At 44.7% G+C, this 18334-nt stretch carries 18 protein-coding genes; 14 read left to right on the plus strand and 4 right to left on the minus strand.

Annotated elements, in window-relative coordinates; all coding sequences use genetic code 11:
• Window positions 1-251 precede the first annotated feature (251 nt).
• Window positions 252-1340, plus strand: coding sequence for a radical SAM protein (locus tag NTX75_18630; GenBank protein MCX5818232.1), 1089 nt, complete (start codon window positions 252-254; stop codon window positions 1338-1340).
• 92 nt (window positions 1341-1432) lie between these two features.
• Here the strand turns inward: NTX75_18630 and NTX75_18635 are convergent, their stop codons facing one another.
• Window positions 1433-2965 (minus strand): putative sulfate exporter family transporter, encoded by a 1533-nt coding sequence (locus tag NTX75_18635; GenBank protein MCX5818233.1) that lies wholly within the window; start codon window positions 2963-2965, stop codon window positions 1433-1435.
• Between the two features lie 313 nt (window positions 2966-3278).
• Between NTX75_18635 and NTX75_18640 the strand changes: the two genes are divergently transcribed.
• Both NTX75_18640 and NTX75_18645 read left to right on the plus strand, forming a co-directional pair.
• On the plus strand, window positions 3279-3797 hold the full coding sequence (locus tag NTX75_18640) for an iron-sulfur cluster assembly scaffold protein (GenBank protein ID MCX5818234.1): 519 nt from the start codon (window positions 3279-3281) through the stop codon (window positions 3795-3797).
• A 62-nt stretch (window positions 3798-3859) separates the two neighbouring features.
• The gene (locus NTX75_18645; protein MCX5818235.1) at window positions 3860-5023 is read left to right on the plus strand and encodes a cysteine desulfurase family protein; all 1164 of its coding nucleotides are present in this window, start codon (window positions 3860-3862) and stop codon (window positions 5021-5023) included.
• Between the two features lies 1 nt (window position 5024).
• Here NTX75_18645 and NTX75_18650 read toward each other — a convergent pair whose 3' ends face one another.
• From NTX75_18650 to modA, 3 genes are read right to left on the minus strand one after another with little or no spacing between them, the layout of a single operon-like run.
• Window positions 5025-6074, minus strand: a complete 1050-nt coding sequence (locus NTX75_18650; GenBank protein ID MCX5818236.1) for an ABC transporter ATP-binding protein — start codon at window positions 6072-6074, stop codon at window positions 5025-5027.
• Between the two features lie 36 nt (window positions 6075-6110).
• The gene (locus NTX75_18655; protein ID MCX5818237.1) at window positions 6111-6887 is read right to left on the minus strand and encodes an ABC transporter permease; all 777 of its coding nucleotides are present in this window, start codon (window positions 6885-6887) and stop codon (window positions 6111-6113) included.
• Window positions 6884-7738 (minus strand): molybdate ABC transporter substrate-binding protein, encoded by an 855-nt coding sequence (gene modA, locus NTX75_18660; protein MCX5818238.1) that lies wholly within the window; start codon window positions 7736-7738, stop codon window positions 6884-6886. The genes NTX75_18655 and modA overlap by 4 nt, the downstream gene beginning before the upstream one ends.
• A 246-nt stretch (window positions 7739-7984) precedes the next feature.
• On the opposite strand from modA, the gene dsrA reads away from it, so the two are divergent.
• The 11 genes from dsrA to NTX75_18715 all read left to right on the plus strand — a co-directional run bounded on the left by dsrA (window position 7985) and on the right by NTX75_18715 (window position 18106).
• Window positions 7985-9148, plus strand: coding sequence for a dissimilatory-type sulfite reductase subunit alpha (dsrA, locus tag NTX75_18665; protein MCX5818239.1), 1164 nt, complete (start codon window positions 7985-7987; stop codon window positions 9146-9148).
• 55 nt (window positions 9149-9203) lie between these two features.
• Window positions 9204-10268: a dissimilatory-type sulfite reductase subunit beta gene (gene dsrB / locus NTX75_18670; protein ID MCX5818240.1), complete on the plus strand. Its 1065-nt coding sequence runs from the start codon at window positions 9204-9206 to the stop codon at window positions 10266-10268.
• Window positions 10269-10289: 21 nt separating this feature from the next.
• Window positions 10290-10493, plus strand: coding sequence for a hypothetical protein (locus NTX75_18675; protein ID MCX5818241.1), 204 nt, complete (start codon window positions 10290-10292; stop codon window positions 10491-10493).
• Window positions 10494-11933: a hydrogenobyrinic acid a,c-diamide synthase (glutamine-hydrolyzing) gene (cobB, locus tag NTX75_18680; GenBank protein MCX5818242.1), complete on the plus strand. Its 1440-nt coding sequence runs from the start codon at window positions 10494-10496 to the stop codon at window positions 11931-11933.
• Window positions 11903-12058, plus strand: coding sequence for a YHS domain-containing protein (locus NTX75_18685; GenBank protein MCX5818243.1), 156 nt, complete (start codon window positions 11903-11905; stop codon window positions 12056-12058). Before cobB ends, NTX75_18685 begins: the two co-directional genes overlap by 31 nt.
• Window positions 12059-12148: 90 nt before the next feature.
• Window positions 12149-12466 carry a TusE/DsrC/DsvC family sulfur relay protein gene (locus NTX75_18690; protein MCX5818244.1) on the plus strand — a complete coding sequence of 106 codons (318 nt, stop codon included), beginning with the start codon at window positions 12149-12151 and terminating at the stop codon, window positions 12464-12466.
• A gap of 94 nt (window positions 12467-12560) precedes the next feature.
• Window positions 12561-13481 (plus strand): respiratory nitrate reductase subunit gamma, encoded by a 921-nt coding sequence (locus NTX75_18695; protein ID MCX5818245.1) that lies wholly within the window; start codon window positions 12561-12563, stop codon window positions 13479-13481.
• A 32-nt stretch (window positions 13482-13513) separates the two neighbouring features.
• The gene (locus NTX75_18700; GenBank protein MCX5818246.1) at window positions 13514-15109 is read left to right on the plus strand and encodes a (Fe-S)-binding protein; all 1596 of its coding nucleotides are present in this window, start codon (window positions 13514-13516) and stop codon (window positions 15107-15109) included.
• Window positions 15110-15157: 48 nt separating this feature from the next.
• Window positions 15158-15502 (plus strand): hypothetical protein, encoded by a 345-nt coding sequence (locus NTX75_18705; protein ID MCX5818247.1) that lies wholly within the window; start codon window positions 15158-15160, stop codon window positions 15500-15502.
• A 26-nt stretch (window positions 15503-15528) separates the two neighbouring features.
• Entirely contained in the window at window positions 15529-17226 is a 1698-nt protein-coding gene (locus tag NTX75_18710; protein MCX5818248.1) for an AMP-binding protein, read from the plus strand.
• Between the two features lie 58 nt (window positions 17227-17284).
• Window positions 17285-18106: a potassium channel family protein gene (locus NTX75_18715; protein ID MCX5818249.1), complete on the plus strand. Its 822-nt coding sequence runs from the start codon at window positions 17285-17287 to the stop codon at window positions 18104-18106.
• The last annotated feature ends 228 nt before the right edge of the window (window positions 18107-18334 follow it).

Here is an 18334-nt window from a genome sequence, read left to right on the forward strand (position 1 = left end):
GCCTACCCGATAAGGAAATGCATATGTCTCCATAAGATGAGAGAACTTTTATAGAGATTGGCCGGTATAACTCGAAAGGAAGAAGGAACATGCTTATGGAAAAATTGATTATTTCACAGGTTCGTACCCGCTTGCGGGTCGAGCTTGGCTGACAGAGGGGGCGACGTGAGCCCCGGTAATAGTTTATTTACATTTTTTACACTTATGCTACACTGTGAAAATCCAAGAACCTTTGCAGGGTTGGGGTGAAAATGGGAATTTTACAGACACTGTTTCAAGGCAGGAAAACACGACAATTCGCCGCATGGCAGATTGAGCTTACTACGCTTTGTCCGTTGCGGTGTACCATGTGCATCAAAGAAGAGTATAGAGACTGGCACCGGAAAGACATGGACATTAATGACTTCAAAAAGATTGTACCTTATATGAAAAACGTGAAAAGCGTGGTGCTTGAAGGATGGGGCGAATCACTGCTACACAAAGATTTGATAGAATGCATCCATCTTGCAAAAAAGGAAGGGACACAGGTCGGTTTTGTTACAAGCGGTATGGGTCTTACTGATGAGTATACAACTAAGCTTATAAGAGCAGGGGTAGACTTCATTGGATTTTCACTGTCGGGCGCCACACCTGAAACACATAATTCTATCAGGGTAAATTCCGATTTTGATACGCTGATTAATTCAATTAAACTTTTCAAAAAGCTAAGTGACAAATATGCTCCGCCCAACAAACCCAAAATGCACATCGTTTATCTCATGCTGAAAGAAAATATCGGCGAGTTGCCCGTTCTCATCGACCTTGCAAAGGAAATCGACATTGAGGAAATCGTCCTATTAAATATCATTCAGATTTCTAATTCATGGCAGGACGACAAGAAGGTTTTTACATGCAATAACGAGGAACCCTATAAAGAATTATTAATAAAAGCGGTGAATAAGGCCAGACGGTCAAATATCAGACTTGTTATACCCAACGTCACTCCCGATGAAGTATCCGTATGCAGTGAAAACCCTCTTAAGAATCTTTATATATCGGTTGAAGGTGAGGTATCGCCATGCGTATATCTTTACCCTCCTGTAGCCTCCCCTTTTAAAAGGGTTTTTTGCGGGCAGGAGCACAATATCGACAAGGTGAGTTTTGGTAATATTTTTCGTGAACCATTTGAATCGATATGGAACAGAAAAGAATATGCCGATTTCAGGGGATGTTTTATTCAGCGGCAACAAAATTTTAAAGAAGCCTTTCAGTCTTTTCTCGACTTGAAGAAACCGGAAGTATCGGAACTGCCCCCGCCTCCCCTACCCTGCAGAACCTGTTATAAGATGTTAGGATTTTAAGGAGAAGATATGAGAAAGGGCAAACAGAGTTTATCCTGTCTGCCCTTGGCTGCTTAGTGCCTACTGCTTGAGCACTTGGTTCGTTGTGCCATTTAAAACGTCGGCACCGGGAAGAGTATACCGCCGAAAATCAGATATGCAAAAATGAGCGTCCAGACGACATTGAAGGCCTGGGCAATGAGAAATACCGCTGCCGGTTTACCGCCACCCATTGCCACAAGCTCTTTGAATTTGGTGTCAAGACCGATGCATAAAAATGCAAGGGTAAACCACCAACCCCTCAGCCCTGCAGTAACACTGGTCACGGCCTTCGCTGAAGCTTCTGACATGAAGAAGGAAAATACAATGGACACTACGATAAAACCGACAACGAATTTTGGAAACCTGAACCATATATCCATAACACTTGGTTTTTCACCGGTTGCCTGCCCTTTAAAGCTGAACCATATGGCAAGCAGAAACGCAGCAGCGCCGATCAAAACATTCTGCGCCATCTTTACAACGATAGCAACCGCCATTGCTGCATCCCCTGCTATTGCGCCTGCCGCAACAACAGCGCCCGTTGTATCAATGGTGCCGCCGATCCATGCGCCTGCCACCGCAGCAGACATACCCACTGCTTTCGCAATAAGGGGCTCAAAGATCAGCATAGGGATGGCACAAAGAAGGACAAGAGAAATGGTATGGCTCACCTTCTTCTGATCCCCTTTTACAGCTCCGCCTGCAGCTATGGCAGCCGAAACACCGCAGATAGAAACCGCAGTTCCAAGGATCGATGAAAACTCATCATCAAGCCCCATTTTCCTTCCCACCCATAGGCAGACATAAAAAACAGCCCCGATGACTATAATGGACTGGATCATGCCGTATGCCCCGACTTTCGCGATTGTGGTGAAGAGAACCTCGGCGCCCAGCAATACAAGGCCTATTTTAATGAAAAACTCCGTTTTTACTGCAGTCTTGAGCCATTCGGGTACACCGACTGTATTGCTGATCAGGAGTCCAAAAAGCAATGACCAGAAGACCACCTCAAGGCCATAATAGGATACTGTAGCGTTTCCTGCAACAAAGAATGATAAGGCGGAGAGTACATAGATGATCGGGAAGCCGGCGGTAAATTTGCCGACAGGCATCCCCATACAGGCCATGCCGATTGCACCGAGGATCCATAATCCAATGAGCAGATACAAGGTCTTAAGAAGGTTATCACCTGAAAGCACCTTTCCAATAGTGGCGCCTGCATCACCCTTTACACCTTTGGCGATTTTATCTGCCTTCTTCTTTACGTCTTTATCTTTTGCTTCTTTTGCTGCCTTCTCAAGCTTACCGGCAACATCGCCGGCAGCCTTTCTGTCCCTCGCGCTAAATGCTGCTTTCAGAGCAAGGGTCTGGCTCTGAATCCCTGCTTCTCCCTTTGTTTCTGCCTCCTTTGCGAGAGATTCAACCTTTGGCGCCAGTTCAGAGACCTTGTCAAAAAATGCCCCGTCTCCCATCCACTTCCACCCTGGAAGTTTAAATGTGGCCCCTGCCATAAACACGATGAGGATGATAAACCCGATCCACACAGACATCCAGTCATCCTTTTTCCAGAGCGTCGTCCAGTCAATACTTTTCTGCTCTGCCATAATTACCCCCTTGTCTCGAAGATTGTTTAAACAAATAGCTACATTATAATCCTTAAATACCTTATTAGCGTAGATTAACAAACTTGTCAACCCTCTTTTGGAAAATCAAATCCTAAATCCGAATATCGTAATTGAATTTAGAATTTAGAATTGTTTGGAATTTGTATCTATACTTATCCCTTGCAAAATCAGTGAAATACGTTATATTTAGATAACCAAATAACAATATCCAAACTTTCCTGCCTGTGCCTTGGACGAGGCAGACAGGTGTAATTTGGAAGATTGATGATTGGTTATTTTCAAGGAGGTACACATGGAGTATTCTGAAATGGTAATGGATCACTTTAAGAACCCACGCAACAAGGGCATAATCAAAAATCCGGATGGCATCGGAGAGGTAGGTAATCCGATTTGCGGCGACATGATGAAAATTATGATAAAGGTCGAAGATGAACGGATTATTGATATAAAGTTCAGCACCCTTGGATGTGGCGCAGCCATTGCGGTCTCAAGTATAGTGACAGATATGGCCAAAGGGAAGACCCTGAAAGAAGCCATGAAGATCACAAAACAGGAAGTCGCTAAAACCCTTGGGGAATTGCCAAAGAATGAATTGCACTGCGCAAACCTCGGGGCTGATGCGCTTCACATGGCTATTATAGATTACTACAACCGGATAGCGGGAAAACAAAAGGATACATCCAGGGAAAAGGTTGATTATATCGGTAAAAGAAAAGGCAAATGCTACTGCCCTTATTGTGATACGGTATTCCTTAGTGAAACGCTTTTCTGTGCAAAATGCGGTAAGCCAACTGCAGGCCAGAATAAGTAATTGCCCATGTTTTATATCACATTACCATTTTATATCACGTTACCAAATAAGGAGCTTAAGAGATGAATACCATCTATTTTGATCATATATCTGCCACACCGCTTCATCCTTTAGTAAAGGAAACAATGATCAATTTTATACAGAATGACAACTTTGGAAACCCTTTGAGTCAGCACCATATTGGCGATGCCGCTGTCGAGGCACTGGAAGGAGCGCGTGACCAGGTGGCGCAACTCATTCATGCAAATCCTGAGGAAATCGTCTTCACATCAAGTGGCACCGAATCAATCAATCACGCCATAAAAGGGGTTGCCTTTGCAAAGTTTAAAAAGGGGAAACATATTGTAAGTACAAATATTGAACATCAGTCGGTAGCAAGGACATTGAGGGTACTTATGCGCCTGGGATACCAGGTCACTGCTATTCCCGTTGATAAATATGGCCTTGTTGACCCGAAAGACGTTGAAAAAGCGATTACCGAAGATACGATACTCGTATCCATCATGCATGCAAACAATGAAATAGGGACGATAGAACCTATCGCCGAAATCGGGAAAATCACCAGTGCAAAGAACGTGCTATTTCATACAGATGCTGTGGCATCGGGAGGGAATATCCCTATCAATGTTGACGAACTGGGCGTTGACCTCCTCAGTATGGCAGCCAACCAGTTTTATGGACCATCCGGCGCAGGAGCCCTCTACATACGCCCGAAAACGGAAATATTTCCCCTCATTGATGGCGGCACCCAGGAGAACAACAGGCGTGCCGGGACACAAAACATACTCGGCAACGTAGGGATGGGCAAGGCCGCTGAGCTGGCCCGTATGGAGATGCCCCAGCGCACAGAACACCTGCTCAAACTCAAAAAAGCATTCATTGAAAAGCTAAACACCCTTGAGGAGATTCACATTAACGGGCATCCTGAGCTTTCTCTCCCCGGTCTTGTTTCCGTTTCTGTAGAATATGTTGAAGGGGAGTCCATGATGATCATGCTCGAGGGGGAAGGCATCTGCGTTTCCACCCGTTCAGCCTGTGCAGCGGGTTCTTTAAGGGCATCACACGTCCTCATTGCTACCGGCTGCGATTATGTTACAGCCCAGGGAACACTCATCTTCTCTTTTGGCACCGGAAATACCCTTGATGATATTGATAAGGCCTTTGCAGCGCTTAACAAGAGCGTCACATTCCTGAGGAGCATGTCACCGCTTTACAAGAAAAAATAGTTCATGGCTCTACATACCGTAATCTGCGGAGTTTGACAATAACGTAAACCTCTTTCCCCACATCAAGGTTCATCTCGTCGAAAGCGCTTTTTTGAAGCTCGGTGAGGAGATTATTGCTGCCAACGGCAACACGCACCCGTATGGTAGAATTTATAGGTAATATTTCCGTAATAATGCCTTTGTAGCGATTAAGGGCCGGGCCGGGGGGTTTTGTGTCCGAGATGTAAATATCGTGGGGCGGGATTGCAAGCTTTTTTATGCTGCTACCCTCATAGGGAAGGATAATGCTCATATCTCCCGAAACGACTTCAACAAGACCTGTCGATAGAATATGGCAGTGATCGCAATTCAGGATGTTGGGCATACCGATAAATTCAGAGACTATGTCTGTTCTGGGATTAAAGAAAATATCATTCGGCGTTGCCAGTTGCTCAATCTGGCCCTTATGAATGATGGCTATCCTGTCGGCCATTTCTTCAGCCCCCAGAAGATCATGTATCACAAAAACCGATGTAATCTCCAATCTCTTCAGGAGAACACACAACTCTGTCCTTAAGTATTTCGATGTCTGGGGATCAAGACCTGACAGGGGCTCATCAAGGAGCAGAATCTTCTGAAAAGGGGCAATAGCCCTGGCAATAGCAACCCTCTGTTTTTCACCTCCACTCAGGTTATGGGGATGCCTCTCTCTAAGGCCTCCGATATGGAGTGCATCAAGTAATGCCTCAACCCTCTTCTTTATTACCTTTTCCGGATAGCCCTGAACCTTTAATCCATAGGCAATATTAGAAGATACATTTAGATGGGGGAAAAGTGCCAGGTCCTGAAAAAGGTACCCTACCCCTCTTTTATGCGGGGGTGTTTGATCCATCTTTTTCTCATCGAAAAAGACTTCGCCCCTGTAATCTGTAAGACCGGCTATGACGTTGAGCAGTGTGGACTTCCCTGCCCCGTTGGGACCAACAAGTACAAGCAGTTCTTTATCCTCAATCTCAAGATTTACATCATTGAGAACGTATTTACTGATATGTTTTAATTCTATGTGCGACATGCTTCCTTTTTTTAAAAAGCGTTCAAGGTTCGAGATTCACGCATACGGTGTTTTTGCAGTAAACAGTCTCACCGCATATAAAATGCTCAGCCCTATCCCTACCAATATAAGTACAAGGACTACAGTACCCTCAATATCAGCGCTGGCAAGTCTCATAAAAATAGCCACAGGAATGGTCTCGGTTTTCATGGCCATGGAACCGGCGATAGTAATTGTTGCACCGAACTCACCAAGCGCTTTTGCCCACGTCAGTATTGAAGCGGCGATAATTCCATTTTTGCTCAATGGTAGGGTCACGTTAAAAAACGCCTTTGAAGGCGAAGCACCGAGCGTTTTCGCCACCTCCTCATATCTCTGGGGAATTTCATCCATAGCGGCCTTAACAAGTCTGGTTGCTATGCCTGCCGTGGTAATAAATTGTGCGATAAGTATCCCGTAAACGGTAAACACAAATTGCATTCCCTGCTCTTGAATAGCAAGACCGGCAGGTGTGTTAAAAAAAATAAGAACCATGGCGCCGAGGGCTACGGGAGAAACAATCATGGGAAGTTCAAGCACTGTATCAACAAATTGCCTCCCGAAAAAATTATACCTGGAGAGTGCATATGCAGATGGAATGGCAAAGAACATAGACAGAAGCGTGGCAATGGTGGCGGTAACAATGCTTAACCGTATGGAAAATAATGTCCTTTCAGAAAACAGTATCTCAAGGAATAGCGATCCTCTGTAAAAGTAAAGGAGCGAGAGAATCAGAGTCACATACAATAAAAATGTAACAAAGCTGAATGTTATGGCAAGACGCTTAAAGCTCATCTCTTAAGCCAGTCCTCAGGCACCGTATACTCTCCGCCGACAGGCTTCTTCTGTCCGATCCATTCAAATGCTTCGTCGGGACTCATGAAGTAATGGTATTTCCTGAAAGTTGCTTTACCTTCATCGGAAAGGACAAAATCTATGAATTTTTGAGAAAGCGCCTTATTTTTCGTAAATTTAGAAATTGCGATGGGGATATATCCAACCCTTACTACTTCATGCTTTTTTAACGGAACGGTCTCAATTCTTTCAGGGTCCCAGTATTGAAAAACCCTCCAGCCGAGAACGGCATCAACTGTCTTTAATGAAATAGCTGTTGCCGTCTTCTCACAGCTTTCCGTGTAATTTACAAGATTTTGCCTGAACGCTGCCTTTTGTTCTGAATTAAGATTTTTCTGTATAATTTCAACAGCGTATAATCCTACACAAACCCCTTCCGGGTTTGCTATGGCAACACGCAAGCCCGGTCTGACAAGGTCAGCAAGCAGCTTTATGCCTTTTGGATTTCCCTTTTGTACATTGATTGCAGGTACAAGATACACAACATATTTTTCTGTTTCAGGAAAAACAAACCCTTTCTTCTTGGCAAGTTCCATATAATCTGACGAACCGGGTAAATAGATATCCCCTTTTTTTGCAAGGGACATCTGGGAAAGGACAAAACCGGACCCGCCAAAAGTGATATTAACTTTTACGCCTGTTTTCTTTTCAAATGCCTTTGCAATTTCTTCCGCTGGCGGTTTGCTTGCAGCGCCGGCAAAAACCAACAATTCCTCCCCGAAAGATTTTAACGGGATAGTGCAGGAAACACATATGAAAATAGCAGCAACCGCGAATTGAATCATCTTCATTTAAAAAAACCTCCCATTTTGTCAACTATACGGAATAATATCCGACTTTACCTTTGTTTTCAATTCCAATCTTACATTGTTTCGAGTTTCACTATTTTATTTACATCCAAATTGACAAGTTTTGTTTTCGTTGCTATATATTAATCTATTGAGCCGTTTTCCTCACGTAAGGCTTTTGGGTTTTCATGCCCCGCTTTCAGGGGGCGTTTTTCATACAGGCAATTAAATCTTTAGGGAGGTGGATGAATGGACGAAGATACCCCTTTACTCGATGAACTGGAGAAGGGACCCTGGCCAAGCTACGTAAAAGAGATCAAGCGCATGGCCAAAAAGAACAAGGCAGCGAAAGATTTGCTCGGCATCCAGGAATTGTCCTACAAAGACAGGGTAACTCACTGGAAACACGGCGGGATCGTGGGAGTAACAGGCTATGGGAGCGGCGTAATCGGGAGATACTGCGATGTTCCGGAAAAGTTCCCTGATGCGGCAGCATTCCACACCATGCGTGTTAATCATCCTGCCGGATGGTTCTATTCAACGAAAAGTCTGCGTAAATTGTGCGACATCTGGGAGCAATACGGAAGCGGTATGACAAATATGCATGGCTCAACCGGTGACGCTATTCTCCTTGGAACCACTACAGACAACCTGCAGCCGTGTTTTGACAGTTTGACGGAAGCAGGTTTTGACCTTGGTGGCTCCGGTTCTGCACTGCGGACAATTGCCGGTTGTGTTGGTCAGGCACGCTGCGAGTGGTCCAACTTTGATACGCTCAAGCTTGTCCACGATCTTACCATGGAGTTTCAGGATGAGATCCACAGACCTCGCTGGCCTTATAAGTTCAAGATCAAGGCCTCAGGCTGTCCCAACGATTGTGTAGCAGCCATCGCAAGGGCAGATTTCACGATAATCGGTACATGGAGAGATACCCTCCGCATTGATCAAAATGCAGTCAGGAATTACGTAGACAACGGGTTCGACATTAAAACGCTTGTAGTCGATAAGTGCCCCTCCGAAGCCCTTGAATGGGATGAGAAAAACAAGGAATTAAAACTCCAGGCGGACGACTGTGTCAGGTGCATGCATTGCATCAACAAGATGACCAAGGCGATAAGGCCTGGTGTCGAAGGCGGCGCTACAATTCTCATTGGCGGTAAGGCTCCTATTATTAAAGGCGCATACCTGTCATGGGTTTTAGTACCTTTTATGAAAATCGAACCCCCCTATGATGAAATCAAAGATCTGCTCCGTAAGATATGGGATTGGTGGGATGAAAATGGTCGTACCAGGGAAAGGCTTGCGGAACTCATCGAAAGAATCGGCCTTAAGAATTTTCTTAAGGAAATGGGCATACCACCCGTTCCACAGATGGTCTATAAACCAAGGGCAAATCCGTATGTGTATTTTTAAGAACGCTATGCGCATAGCGCCAAGCGCAAAGTGTATTAACCAGTAGGAGGATAGGATGAACAGAACGGACATAGGACCACCCGATTACCGGGATATGCTCCCTGATGCAATAAAAATGAATTATGGCAAATGGAAATATCATGAAAATGTACGTGCAGGTGTTTTAAAGCACGTCTCTGAAACAGGCGATGAAGTCTACACGGTAAGGGTCGGCTCTCCAAGACTCGTAAGCATCGATTTTATCCGGGACATATGCGACATTGCGGACAAATATTGTGATGGCCATCTGAGGTTCACAAGCCGTTCCAACATTGAATTCATCACCGATAACAAATCAAATGTAAACGGGATTATAGAGGAAGCAGCGAAACTAGGTCTCCCTGCTGGCGGCACAGGGAACGGCATTTCGAATATTATCCATACCCAGGGATGGATACACTGTCACAGTGCAGCGACAGACGCTTCAGGTCTCGTGAAGGCGATAATGGATGAGATGTACGAATATTTTACCAGCATGAAATTGCCCGCCTATGTGAGGATCGCTGTGGCATGCTGCATCAATATGTGCGGCGCTGTCCACTGCTCTGATCTGGCAGTAGTGGGTATACACAGACGGCCGCCAAAAGTCGACAACGAAAAGGTGCTGGCACAATGCGAGATACCGACGACCATACAATCCTGCCCGACAGGTGCAATAAGAAGGAATCCCGACCCCAACATAAAGAGCGTTGTCGTAAGGGAAGACCTCTGTATGTACTGCGCTAATTGTTTTACTGTATGTCCTGCCATGCCGCTTGCCGATGCCGAGGGCGACGGTGTAGCCATCTATGTGGGCGGGAAGGTTTCCAATGCGAGGAAACCTCCGATGTTTTCGCGTATGGTTGTGCCATTCCTCCCCAATACCCCGCCCCGCTGGACAGAGGTTGTGGATGTATTAAAAAAGATTGTGGAAATATATGCCGGGAGTGCAAAAAAATATGAAAGAATGGGCGAGTGGATAGAAAGGATAGGCTGGGAAAAATTCTTCAGGTTGACAGAGATACCATTTACAGACCAGCATATTGACGATTTCACGCACGCCGTGGAGACTTACAGGACAACCACCCAGTTTAAGTGGTAAGGGGAAAAGGAGGTAAGGATATTGGCAGACGAGATCAGCAGCGAACTGAAACAAAAGGTAATCGATTATCTTAAAACGGTGTCGAAAGCAAAAAATAAAGAAGTGGCCCATGAGCTCGGGATAGATAAACACCTTGTGGACAAGGCAATTTCTGAACTGAGCAAGGAAGGCAAAATAGAATATTTATACCTTGGCGCCTCCTTTATAAAGCTCAAGGACACATAAATGCCGCCACGGATCATGATTGCTGCCCCCGGCGGACGTTCCGGGAAGACCATCGTGAGCATCGGCCTCTGTGATGCCTTCAGAAGACGGGGGTTTACCGTACAACCATTTAAAAAGGGGCCTGATTATATCGATGCGTCATGGCTTACTGCAGCATCCGGCAGGAACTGCCGTAACCTTGACGCATTTCTCATGGATGAAAAAACGCTCCTCCGGAGTTTTGAGCAAACCACCAATAAGGCTGACCTCGTTCTCATTGAAGGAAACATGGGGTTTTACGATGGAATAGACCCGGACGGCACAGGAAGTTCTGCCCACTTATCAAGATTGCTCAAGACTCCTGTAATCCTCGTCGTTAATACCTCCAGGATGAGCCGAAGCGCAGCAGCCCTCATAAAGGGTTTTCAGAACTTCGAACCGGAAACGCAGATCGCAGGAGTAATTCTTAACAACGTTTCAGGTGAAAGACACAAATCAAAGCTCATACAGGCAATAGAACGGTATTGCCATATCCCTGTGGTTGGAGCCATACCGAAAATACAGAACCTCAGCATTACGGAACGTCATCTGGGGCTTATACCTTTCAATGAAAGCACATCGGGAGCATCAGACATTACCGATATAGGCACATTCGTTGAGCGCCACCTGGATCTTGATGCAATATTATCGATTGCACAGAACGAACAGAGCGAACAGAGCGAACAAATTAATTCATCTGATGGTCCGGGGGATTCTCAGAAGACAAATCCTGTCGTTCGCATCGGCGTCGTGTTTGACAAGATTTTCAATTTCTATTACCCGGAAAACCTTGAAGCCTTGACGCAGGCAGGGGCTGAGATCGTATATATTGACTCGCTGAAAGACAGGATACTGCCGGAAATTGATGGCCTTTACATCGGTGGCGGTTTCCCTGAGCTTCACCTCGAAGAGTTGTGGGACAATAGGTCTCTCATGAACGATATTGTCGTTGCAATCGAAGGCGGTCTCACAGTCTATGCCGAATGCGCAGGGCTTATGTATCTCAGCAGAGGGATAAGGACAAATGGCAAACTATACAAAATGGCAGGCATCATACCATCCGAAGCAGAGTTGTCCAGGCGGCCATTCGGACACGGATACGTAGAGGCGGAAATCGTTCATGAGAACCCTTTCTTTCCCATGGGTACCATATTGCGCGGTCATGAGTTTCACCATTCAAAACTTTCCAGCGTCAATGACCTTCGATGCGCCATAAGAATTAAAAGAGGTTATGGAATCAACGGCACAGTTGATGGTATTGTTTACAAGAATATGTTTGCCGCATATACACATCTCCATGCCCTCGGTACACCGGAATGGGCTGATGCTTTCGTATCTTCTGTATTGAAACATAAGAAATATGCTTACAAAGAAATTACAAAGGAGGGTCTATGGCAGCAGTCTGTCCAGTATGTAAAGTAGAAGTTGAAGAGAAAAAGGCACGAGGGACAAGCAGCTACAAAGAGCAGACTTACTATTTCTGCAGCAAGGCCTGTAAGAAAAAATTCGACGAGGAACCTGAAAAATACACAAAAAAGGGTAAATAGCCCGCATAGCGGGCGAGAAGGGGTGGCTCCGACAGCTCCGCTGATGGAGGGGGCGACGTGAGCCCCATAAATTGAAATAGGAGGTAATACATGGCAAAGACAACCCTTGGCGGAATTGAAATGGAGATTGATGAGGACGGTTTTATACAGGAACCGGATAAATGGAATAAGGAGATCGCAGAGGACATCGCAAAACTGGAAAGCGCTTACCCCATGACTGAAGAGCACTGGAAATTAGTGAACTACCTGAGGGATTATTTTTTGAAGTATGAAATTGCCCCACCAATAAGAATGCTTGTCAAACAGACAGGAATCGATTTAAAAAGAATCTATCAATTATTCCCTGGAGGTCCGGCAAAAGGGGCATGTAAGATAGCCGGGTTACCCAAACCCACAGGATGCGTGTAAAACCTAAGGGGTCAAGGGGTCAAGGGGCCAAGGGTTCAAGTGTTTCGGAAACCCCTCGGACCCTGGAACCCTGGAACCCTGGAACCCTTTTTTTATGAAAATCTTCTTGGCTATCCTCACCTATTTCTCATACACCTTCATCATCGCCATGTATACCATCAAGGCGGTAAAATACTTGAAGCTGCCTACACATCTCAGGTGGGAGCTCTACCCTGTTATGCATGAAGAAAAATATCGGTACGGGGGTTCGTATTTCGAGCAGGTGGACTGGTGGACAAGAATACGGCAAAAACGTTATTTGCGTGGATTTCTATTTTTACTCAAAGAGTACTTTGTCCTTAATGAATATTTTCAAAAAAACAAAACCTACTGGTACTTTCTCTATCCATGGCATATAGGGTTCATTCTGATCATTACCTTCCATATGCTCTGCTTTTTCGGGGCGGTTGCCATGGTTTTCGGCATTACAATATCATCATCGTCGCAAAGTATGACAGGCATCGTATTTTATTATGCTATCCTCTTTACCGGGGTTGTGAGTTTCGTTACTGGTGCATTCGGGAGTGTTGGCTTACTGATAAAAAGGATCTATGATGAAAATCTAAAACAGTATGCTACGCCCCTGCATTACTTTACCTATATTTTCACCTTTATAGTTTTTATCAGTGGACTCTATGCATGGTATTTTATAGACCCGACATTGTCCGAATACAGGGAATTCTGGAAAGGTCTCATTACATTTAAATTCATTGATGTAGAATTTGGTGCAGCAGCGCATATCATACTCTTCAACCTTTTTCTCGTTTACCTCCCCTATACACGGTCTATGCATTATATCACGAGATTCTTTGCATTTTATTTGATCAGATGGGATGATGAACCTAACATCAGAGGCAGTAAACTTGAACGCAAATTACAGGCACTTTTGAATCAAAAGGTTTCCTGGTCAGCACTACATATCAAATCGGGAAAAACGTGGGGCGAACAGGTTGAAGAACCGAAGATGCGAAGTTGAGAGGATAAGAAGTTGAGAAAACAGGCAAAAATATGCAGATAGAAGATATAAGTAAAAAGAGCGAACAACTGATCAGGATAAAACCTGAAGACCTCATGCCCCTTCCCTGTCCTTACGATACACCCGATGCAGACCCGGCCATTAGAGAACTGACTCAGGATCAAAAGAATCGTTATGAAGCTTCTCTTGACGGCGTCCTCGCCATAGGCATACCCAAACCCGAAACAAAAGAAAAAGAAGAAGAGCTTATAAAAAAATTCCTTTCAGGTCTTGCCAAACTCCTCACAAAAGAAAACAACTGGACATTTCTCCAGCCCCTCTTGCATTCACTTGAGTATTGTGTCAAATGTCAGATTTGTAATGATTCATGTCCTACCTATGTGGCAAGCGGAAAACAGGAAATTTACCGGCCTACATACCGTCCGGAGATATTGCGCCGCATTATCAATAAATACCTGAAAAAGCAAAGCATCCTATCCTTGAAACTGACAGGAAGCGATATTGAGCTTAACTGGACACTCATTGCAAGGCTCGCCGAGCTTGCATACCGGTGCACCCTTTGCAGACGGTGTGCTCAGATATGCCCTCTGGGGGTGGACAATGGCCTTATAAGCCACGAGATAAGAAAAATATTCAGTCAGGAGATGGGAATAGCCCCGAAAGAATTACATGAATCCGGAACTGTTCAACAATTAAAGGCCGGATCTTCTACTGGTATCGCACCAAAGGCATTGGTCAATATTATAAGCTTTATGGAAGATGAAATAGAGGAAAAAACGGGTAAGAAAATCAAGATTCCCGTTGATAAAGAAGGGGCGGACATCCTCCTTCTCCATAACGCAGGGGAATTCATGGCATGGCCGGAAAACACAGAGGCCTTTGCTATTATCTTCGAAGCTGCCGGATTAAACTGGACCCTTTCGAGTGAGCTTGTTGGATATGATGCGGTGAATTATGGTGTCTGGTATGATGACTTCCAGTTTGCAAAGATCGCACTAAGACATGCCGAGGTTGCAAAGACATTAAAGGTAAAGAAAATATCTGTCGGTGAATGCGGTCATGCCCATAAGGCAATGATGGTCATTGCTGACAGGATATTAACGGGAGATTTGAATATACCGAGAGAAAGCGCCATTCCCTTACTGGCAGACCTCGTCATGAATAATAAAATTAAGCTTGACCCGGGCAGAAATAACTTCCCTATCACACTCCATGATCCATGTAATATGGTAAGGCTCATGGGCATCGTAGAACCACAGAGGCAGATTTTACGTAAAATCTGCCCGCAGTTCCGGGAAATGGAGCCTCATGGAGTGGAAAATTACTGCTGCGGTGGTGGAAGCGGCTTCGCAATTATGCAATCGATGAATTTTCCTGACTGGAGAAGCGCAATATCGGGGCGCGTAAAACTGAAGCAGGTCCTCGAAACCTTCCAGGATGTTATTTCACCCGGTATCCCAAAGTATGTTTGCGCACCCTGTTCAAACTGTAAAGGGCAGATAAGGGATCTTTTCAATTATTATTCTGTTTTTGAAAAGTGCAACATCTTTTATGGCGGGCTTGTCGAGTTGATAGCTAATGCAATGGTGGATATAAAAAAACCTTTTATTGAGTGGGAATGGCATTAGTCGCAGGCTTGAGCCTGCGAGTGTTGAGTTGACAAAGGAAGGTACGTTATGGATAACCCGAAAGGTAAAGTAATTATACTGGGGTCTGAATATGTTGGTCGGGGTGATGATATCCTTGGATTTGAAATCCTTATGACCCTTCTCGATGCCCTTGCAAAACGTGATGACAGACCTCGTGCAATAATATTCTGGAACACGGCTGTAAAACTTTTAGTGGAAGGCTCGCCTGCCATTACAAGGCTAAAAACCCTTGAAGAAAAAGGCGTTACCATTCTTGCAGGAAGATTCTGCCTGGTGGATTTATGCATTGCCGACACGGTCGCCGTCGGCAAGGCCGCTTCAATGGATGAAATCCTCGACCTTATGCTGAATAACGAAGTCATAAATCTGTAACAGCCTTAATCACAAACGGTGATTTCATGAAAATTGAGCCGGTAAGAAAACCCTTTGAATTATGCCCTTTGAATGAACTGCTCGAAAAAAGTGCAAGATCATTCCCTTCCCGTATTGCCCTCAGAAAAAGGGAAAAACAGGGGTGGAATGCATATACCTATGGACAATTTATTGATGCCGTAAAGAAGGTTGCGGGATTTCTCAGATACAGCGGTTATCAGAAGGGCGATCTTATCGGCATCCTTGGAGATAACTGTCCTGAATGGATCATGTGTTTTATGGCTGTACAATGGATTGGCGGAATCGCCGTTCCCCTCGACACCCGGGCAAAGGAATTTGAACACAGTCACATAATAACCCACTCCGGCATAAAAGCCTTATTCAGCAATACACGCTACCTCGAAGGAATCAAGAACATTAAGCCTCAACTTTTTTTGATATCCATGGATAAAAATAATGCCTATCCCGATCTCCCCGATATTTTCAACAAATTCGATAGTTATTCTGAACGGGAAGAACTGCATATTAGCGAGACAGCCGTGATTTTTTATACATCAGGAACTACCGGCAATCAAAAGGGGGTTGTTCTATCTCATCGGAATATTGTATCCGATATAAATTCTATTTATCAATCAGTCATCTTTGACGAAAACGACCGGTTCTTTTCAGTATTACCTATATCCCATGCATATGAAAATACCGCAGGCAACCTTCTTCCGCTCAGCGTTGGTGCATCAATCACCTATTCGCAACCGTTAAAGCCAAGAGAAATGCTTGAAGATATTCAGGATGCCAAACCCACAATCATGCTCGCTGTCCCGCTCCTTCTGGAGAAACTTCTCGCGGGTATTCGTAAAAAAATGGACAATGTGCCCCTGCACATCAAGGGCCTTTTGGGATTGATCAAGGGGTCTGCCACAATTTTAAATGCATGCCGACAAGGCCTGGGAGGCCGGCTTCTTTACAAAAATATACGGGGAAAGATGGGGTTAGAAAATTTGAGGTTCTTTGTCTCAGGAGGCGCAGCACTATCGCCGTGGGTTCAGAAAGGTATGGAAGGATTCGGCTTTGTGGTTTTACAGGGCTATGGACTTACCGAAGCATCACCCGTTGCTACAGTGAACCCGCCCCATAAGCAAAAAACCGGTAGTGTTGGACCTGCCATTCCTGACACAGAAATAAAAATTATTGATCCAGACGCTGAAGGAATAGGAGAGATTGCAATTAAAGGCCCAAATGTCTTTAAAAAATACTATAAAAACGAAGGCGCAACGAAGGATGTCTTTTTGCCCGACGGGTTTTTCTTGACAGGCGATATCGGCTATATCGACGAAGAAGGCTTCCTCTATATAACAGGCAGGAAAAAATCGGTGATTATTACGCGAAGCGGTCTCAACATCTTTCCCGAAGAGATTGAAAGCATTATACTTGAATCACCTTTCGTTGAAGAAATTCTTGTTATAAAAGGACAAAACCGCATCACGGGCGATGAAGAAGCCCATGCCGTAATCTATCCGAACTTTGATGCAATCGATGAATATTATTCAGATAATAAAACTGTTACCTGGCCAGATGAGCAGTTAAAGATACTCCTGCAGAGAGAAATCGACGAGAGAAGCAAAAAACTTGCTGATTACAAAAAAATCCGTAGCCTTACCTTACGGAACGAGGAATTCCCCAAAACATCTACAAACAAGATTAAACGTTATTTATTCGAAAGTTAAAACTGAAATTTAAAATTTCATTGTTATAGGGCGGGTTTCTGGTATATCATGAATCCACATGATGCATGCTATCAAGACACGCCTGAAAATATTACTCATTGTCTTCTTTTCTCTCATTGTCGCCGGCACAATCGGTTTTATGGCAATTGAAGACAGATCTCTCCTTGATGCAGCCTATTACGTCATTGTAACTGTGGCTACGGTGGGATATGGAGACATTCACCCTGTAACGCCGGCAGGTAAACTATTCGCAATTGTCCTGATTATAACGGGTGTAGGTATTTTTCTGGGCGTTATTGCAAATGTCACGGAAATCATGCTCGCCAAAAGAGAGATTGAAAGCCGCATGGAGAAGCTTAACATGGTCATTGGCGTCTTTTTCAGTGAGGTGGGAATGAAGCTTTTATCCACCTTCACCGGCTATGACCCCAATTTCGAGAAGATACGGGAAGAACTGGTCGTGAAGGCAACATGGACTGATGAAAATTTTTTGGCTGTCAGCAAGGACCTCAAAAATTATGACTATAGTGTCGATATCCATCTTGTTGACCTTGAAGGCATGAGAACATTTCTCCTCGATAAAAGGGGGTTTTTATTGGGCTTGCTGGAAAATCCTGTACTGCTGGAACACCAGTCTTTTACAGACTTGCTCAGGGCAGTATTCCATGTTCTTGAAGAACTTTCTTCCAGAGATAATTTAACGGATCTCCCGGAAAGTGACAAAACGCACCTGGCAGGTGATATCAAAAGGGCTTATAATTTTCTCATTAACGAATGGCTCGATTACATGCAGTATCTGAAAAACAATTACCCGTACCTCTTTTCTCTCGCCATGCGAACCAACCCCTTTGACCACAGCGCCTCCATTATCATTAAGTAATAAACGGTCGTTCCGTATTGGCCTTTCTTATGTACACAACGCAAAGCTCACCCATCAACTTTGGTGTCCACTAAAAGGGGCCTGTTGCCCAAATATACATATAACAATAATAATGGAATATGAGCAGGAAGAACTTTGCAGCTCCTTCGTCGCTGGAACCCGTTTCGCGAGTCGCGCCTTCGAGCATTTTTGGGTACCCACTCGGCGAGAATAAACGCCCCGAAGGGC

The sequence above is a fragment of the Pseudomonadota bacterium genome (assembly GCA_026388315.1).
Classification (GTDB): Bacteria; Desulfobacterota; Syntrophorhabdia; order Syntrophorhabdales; family Syntrophorhabdaceae; genus MWEV01.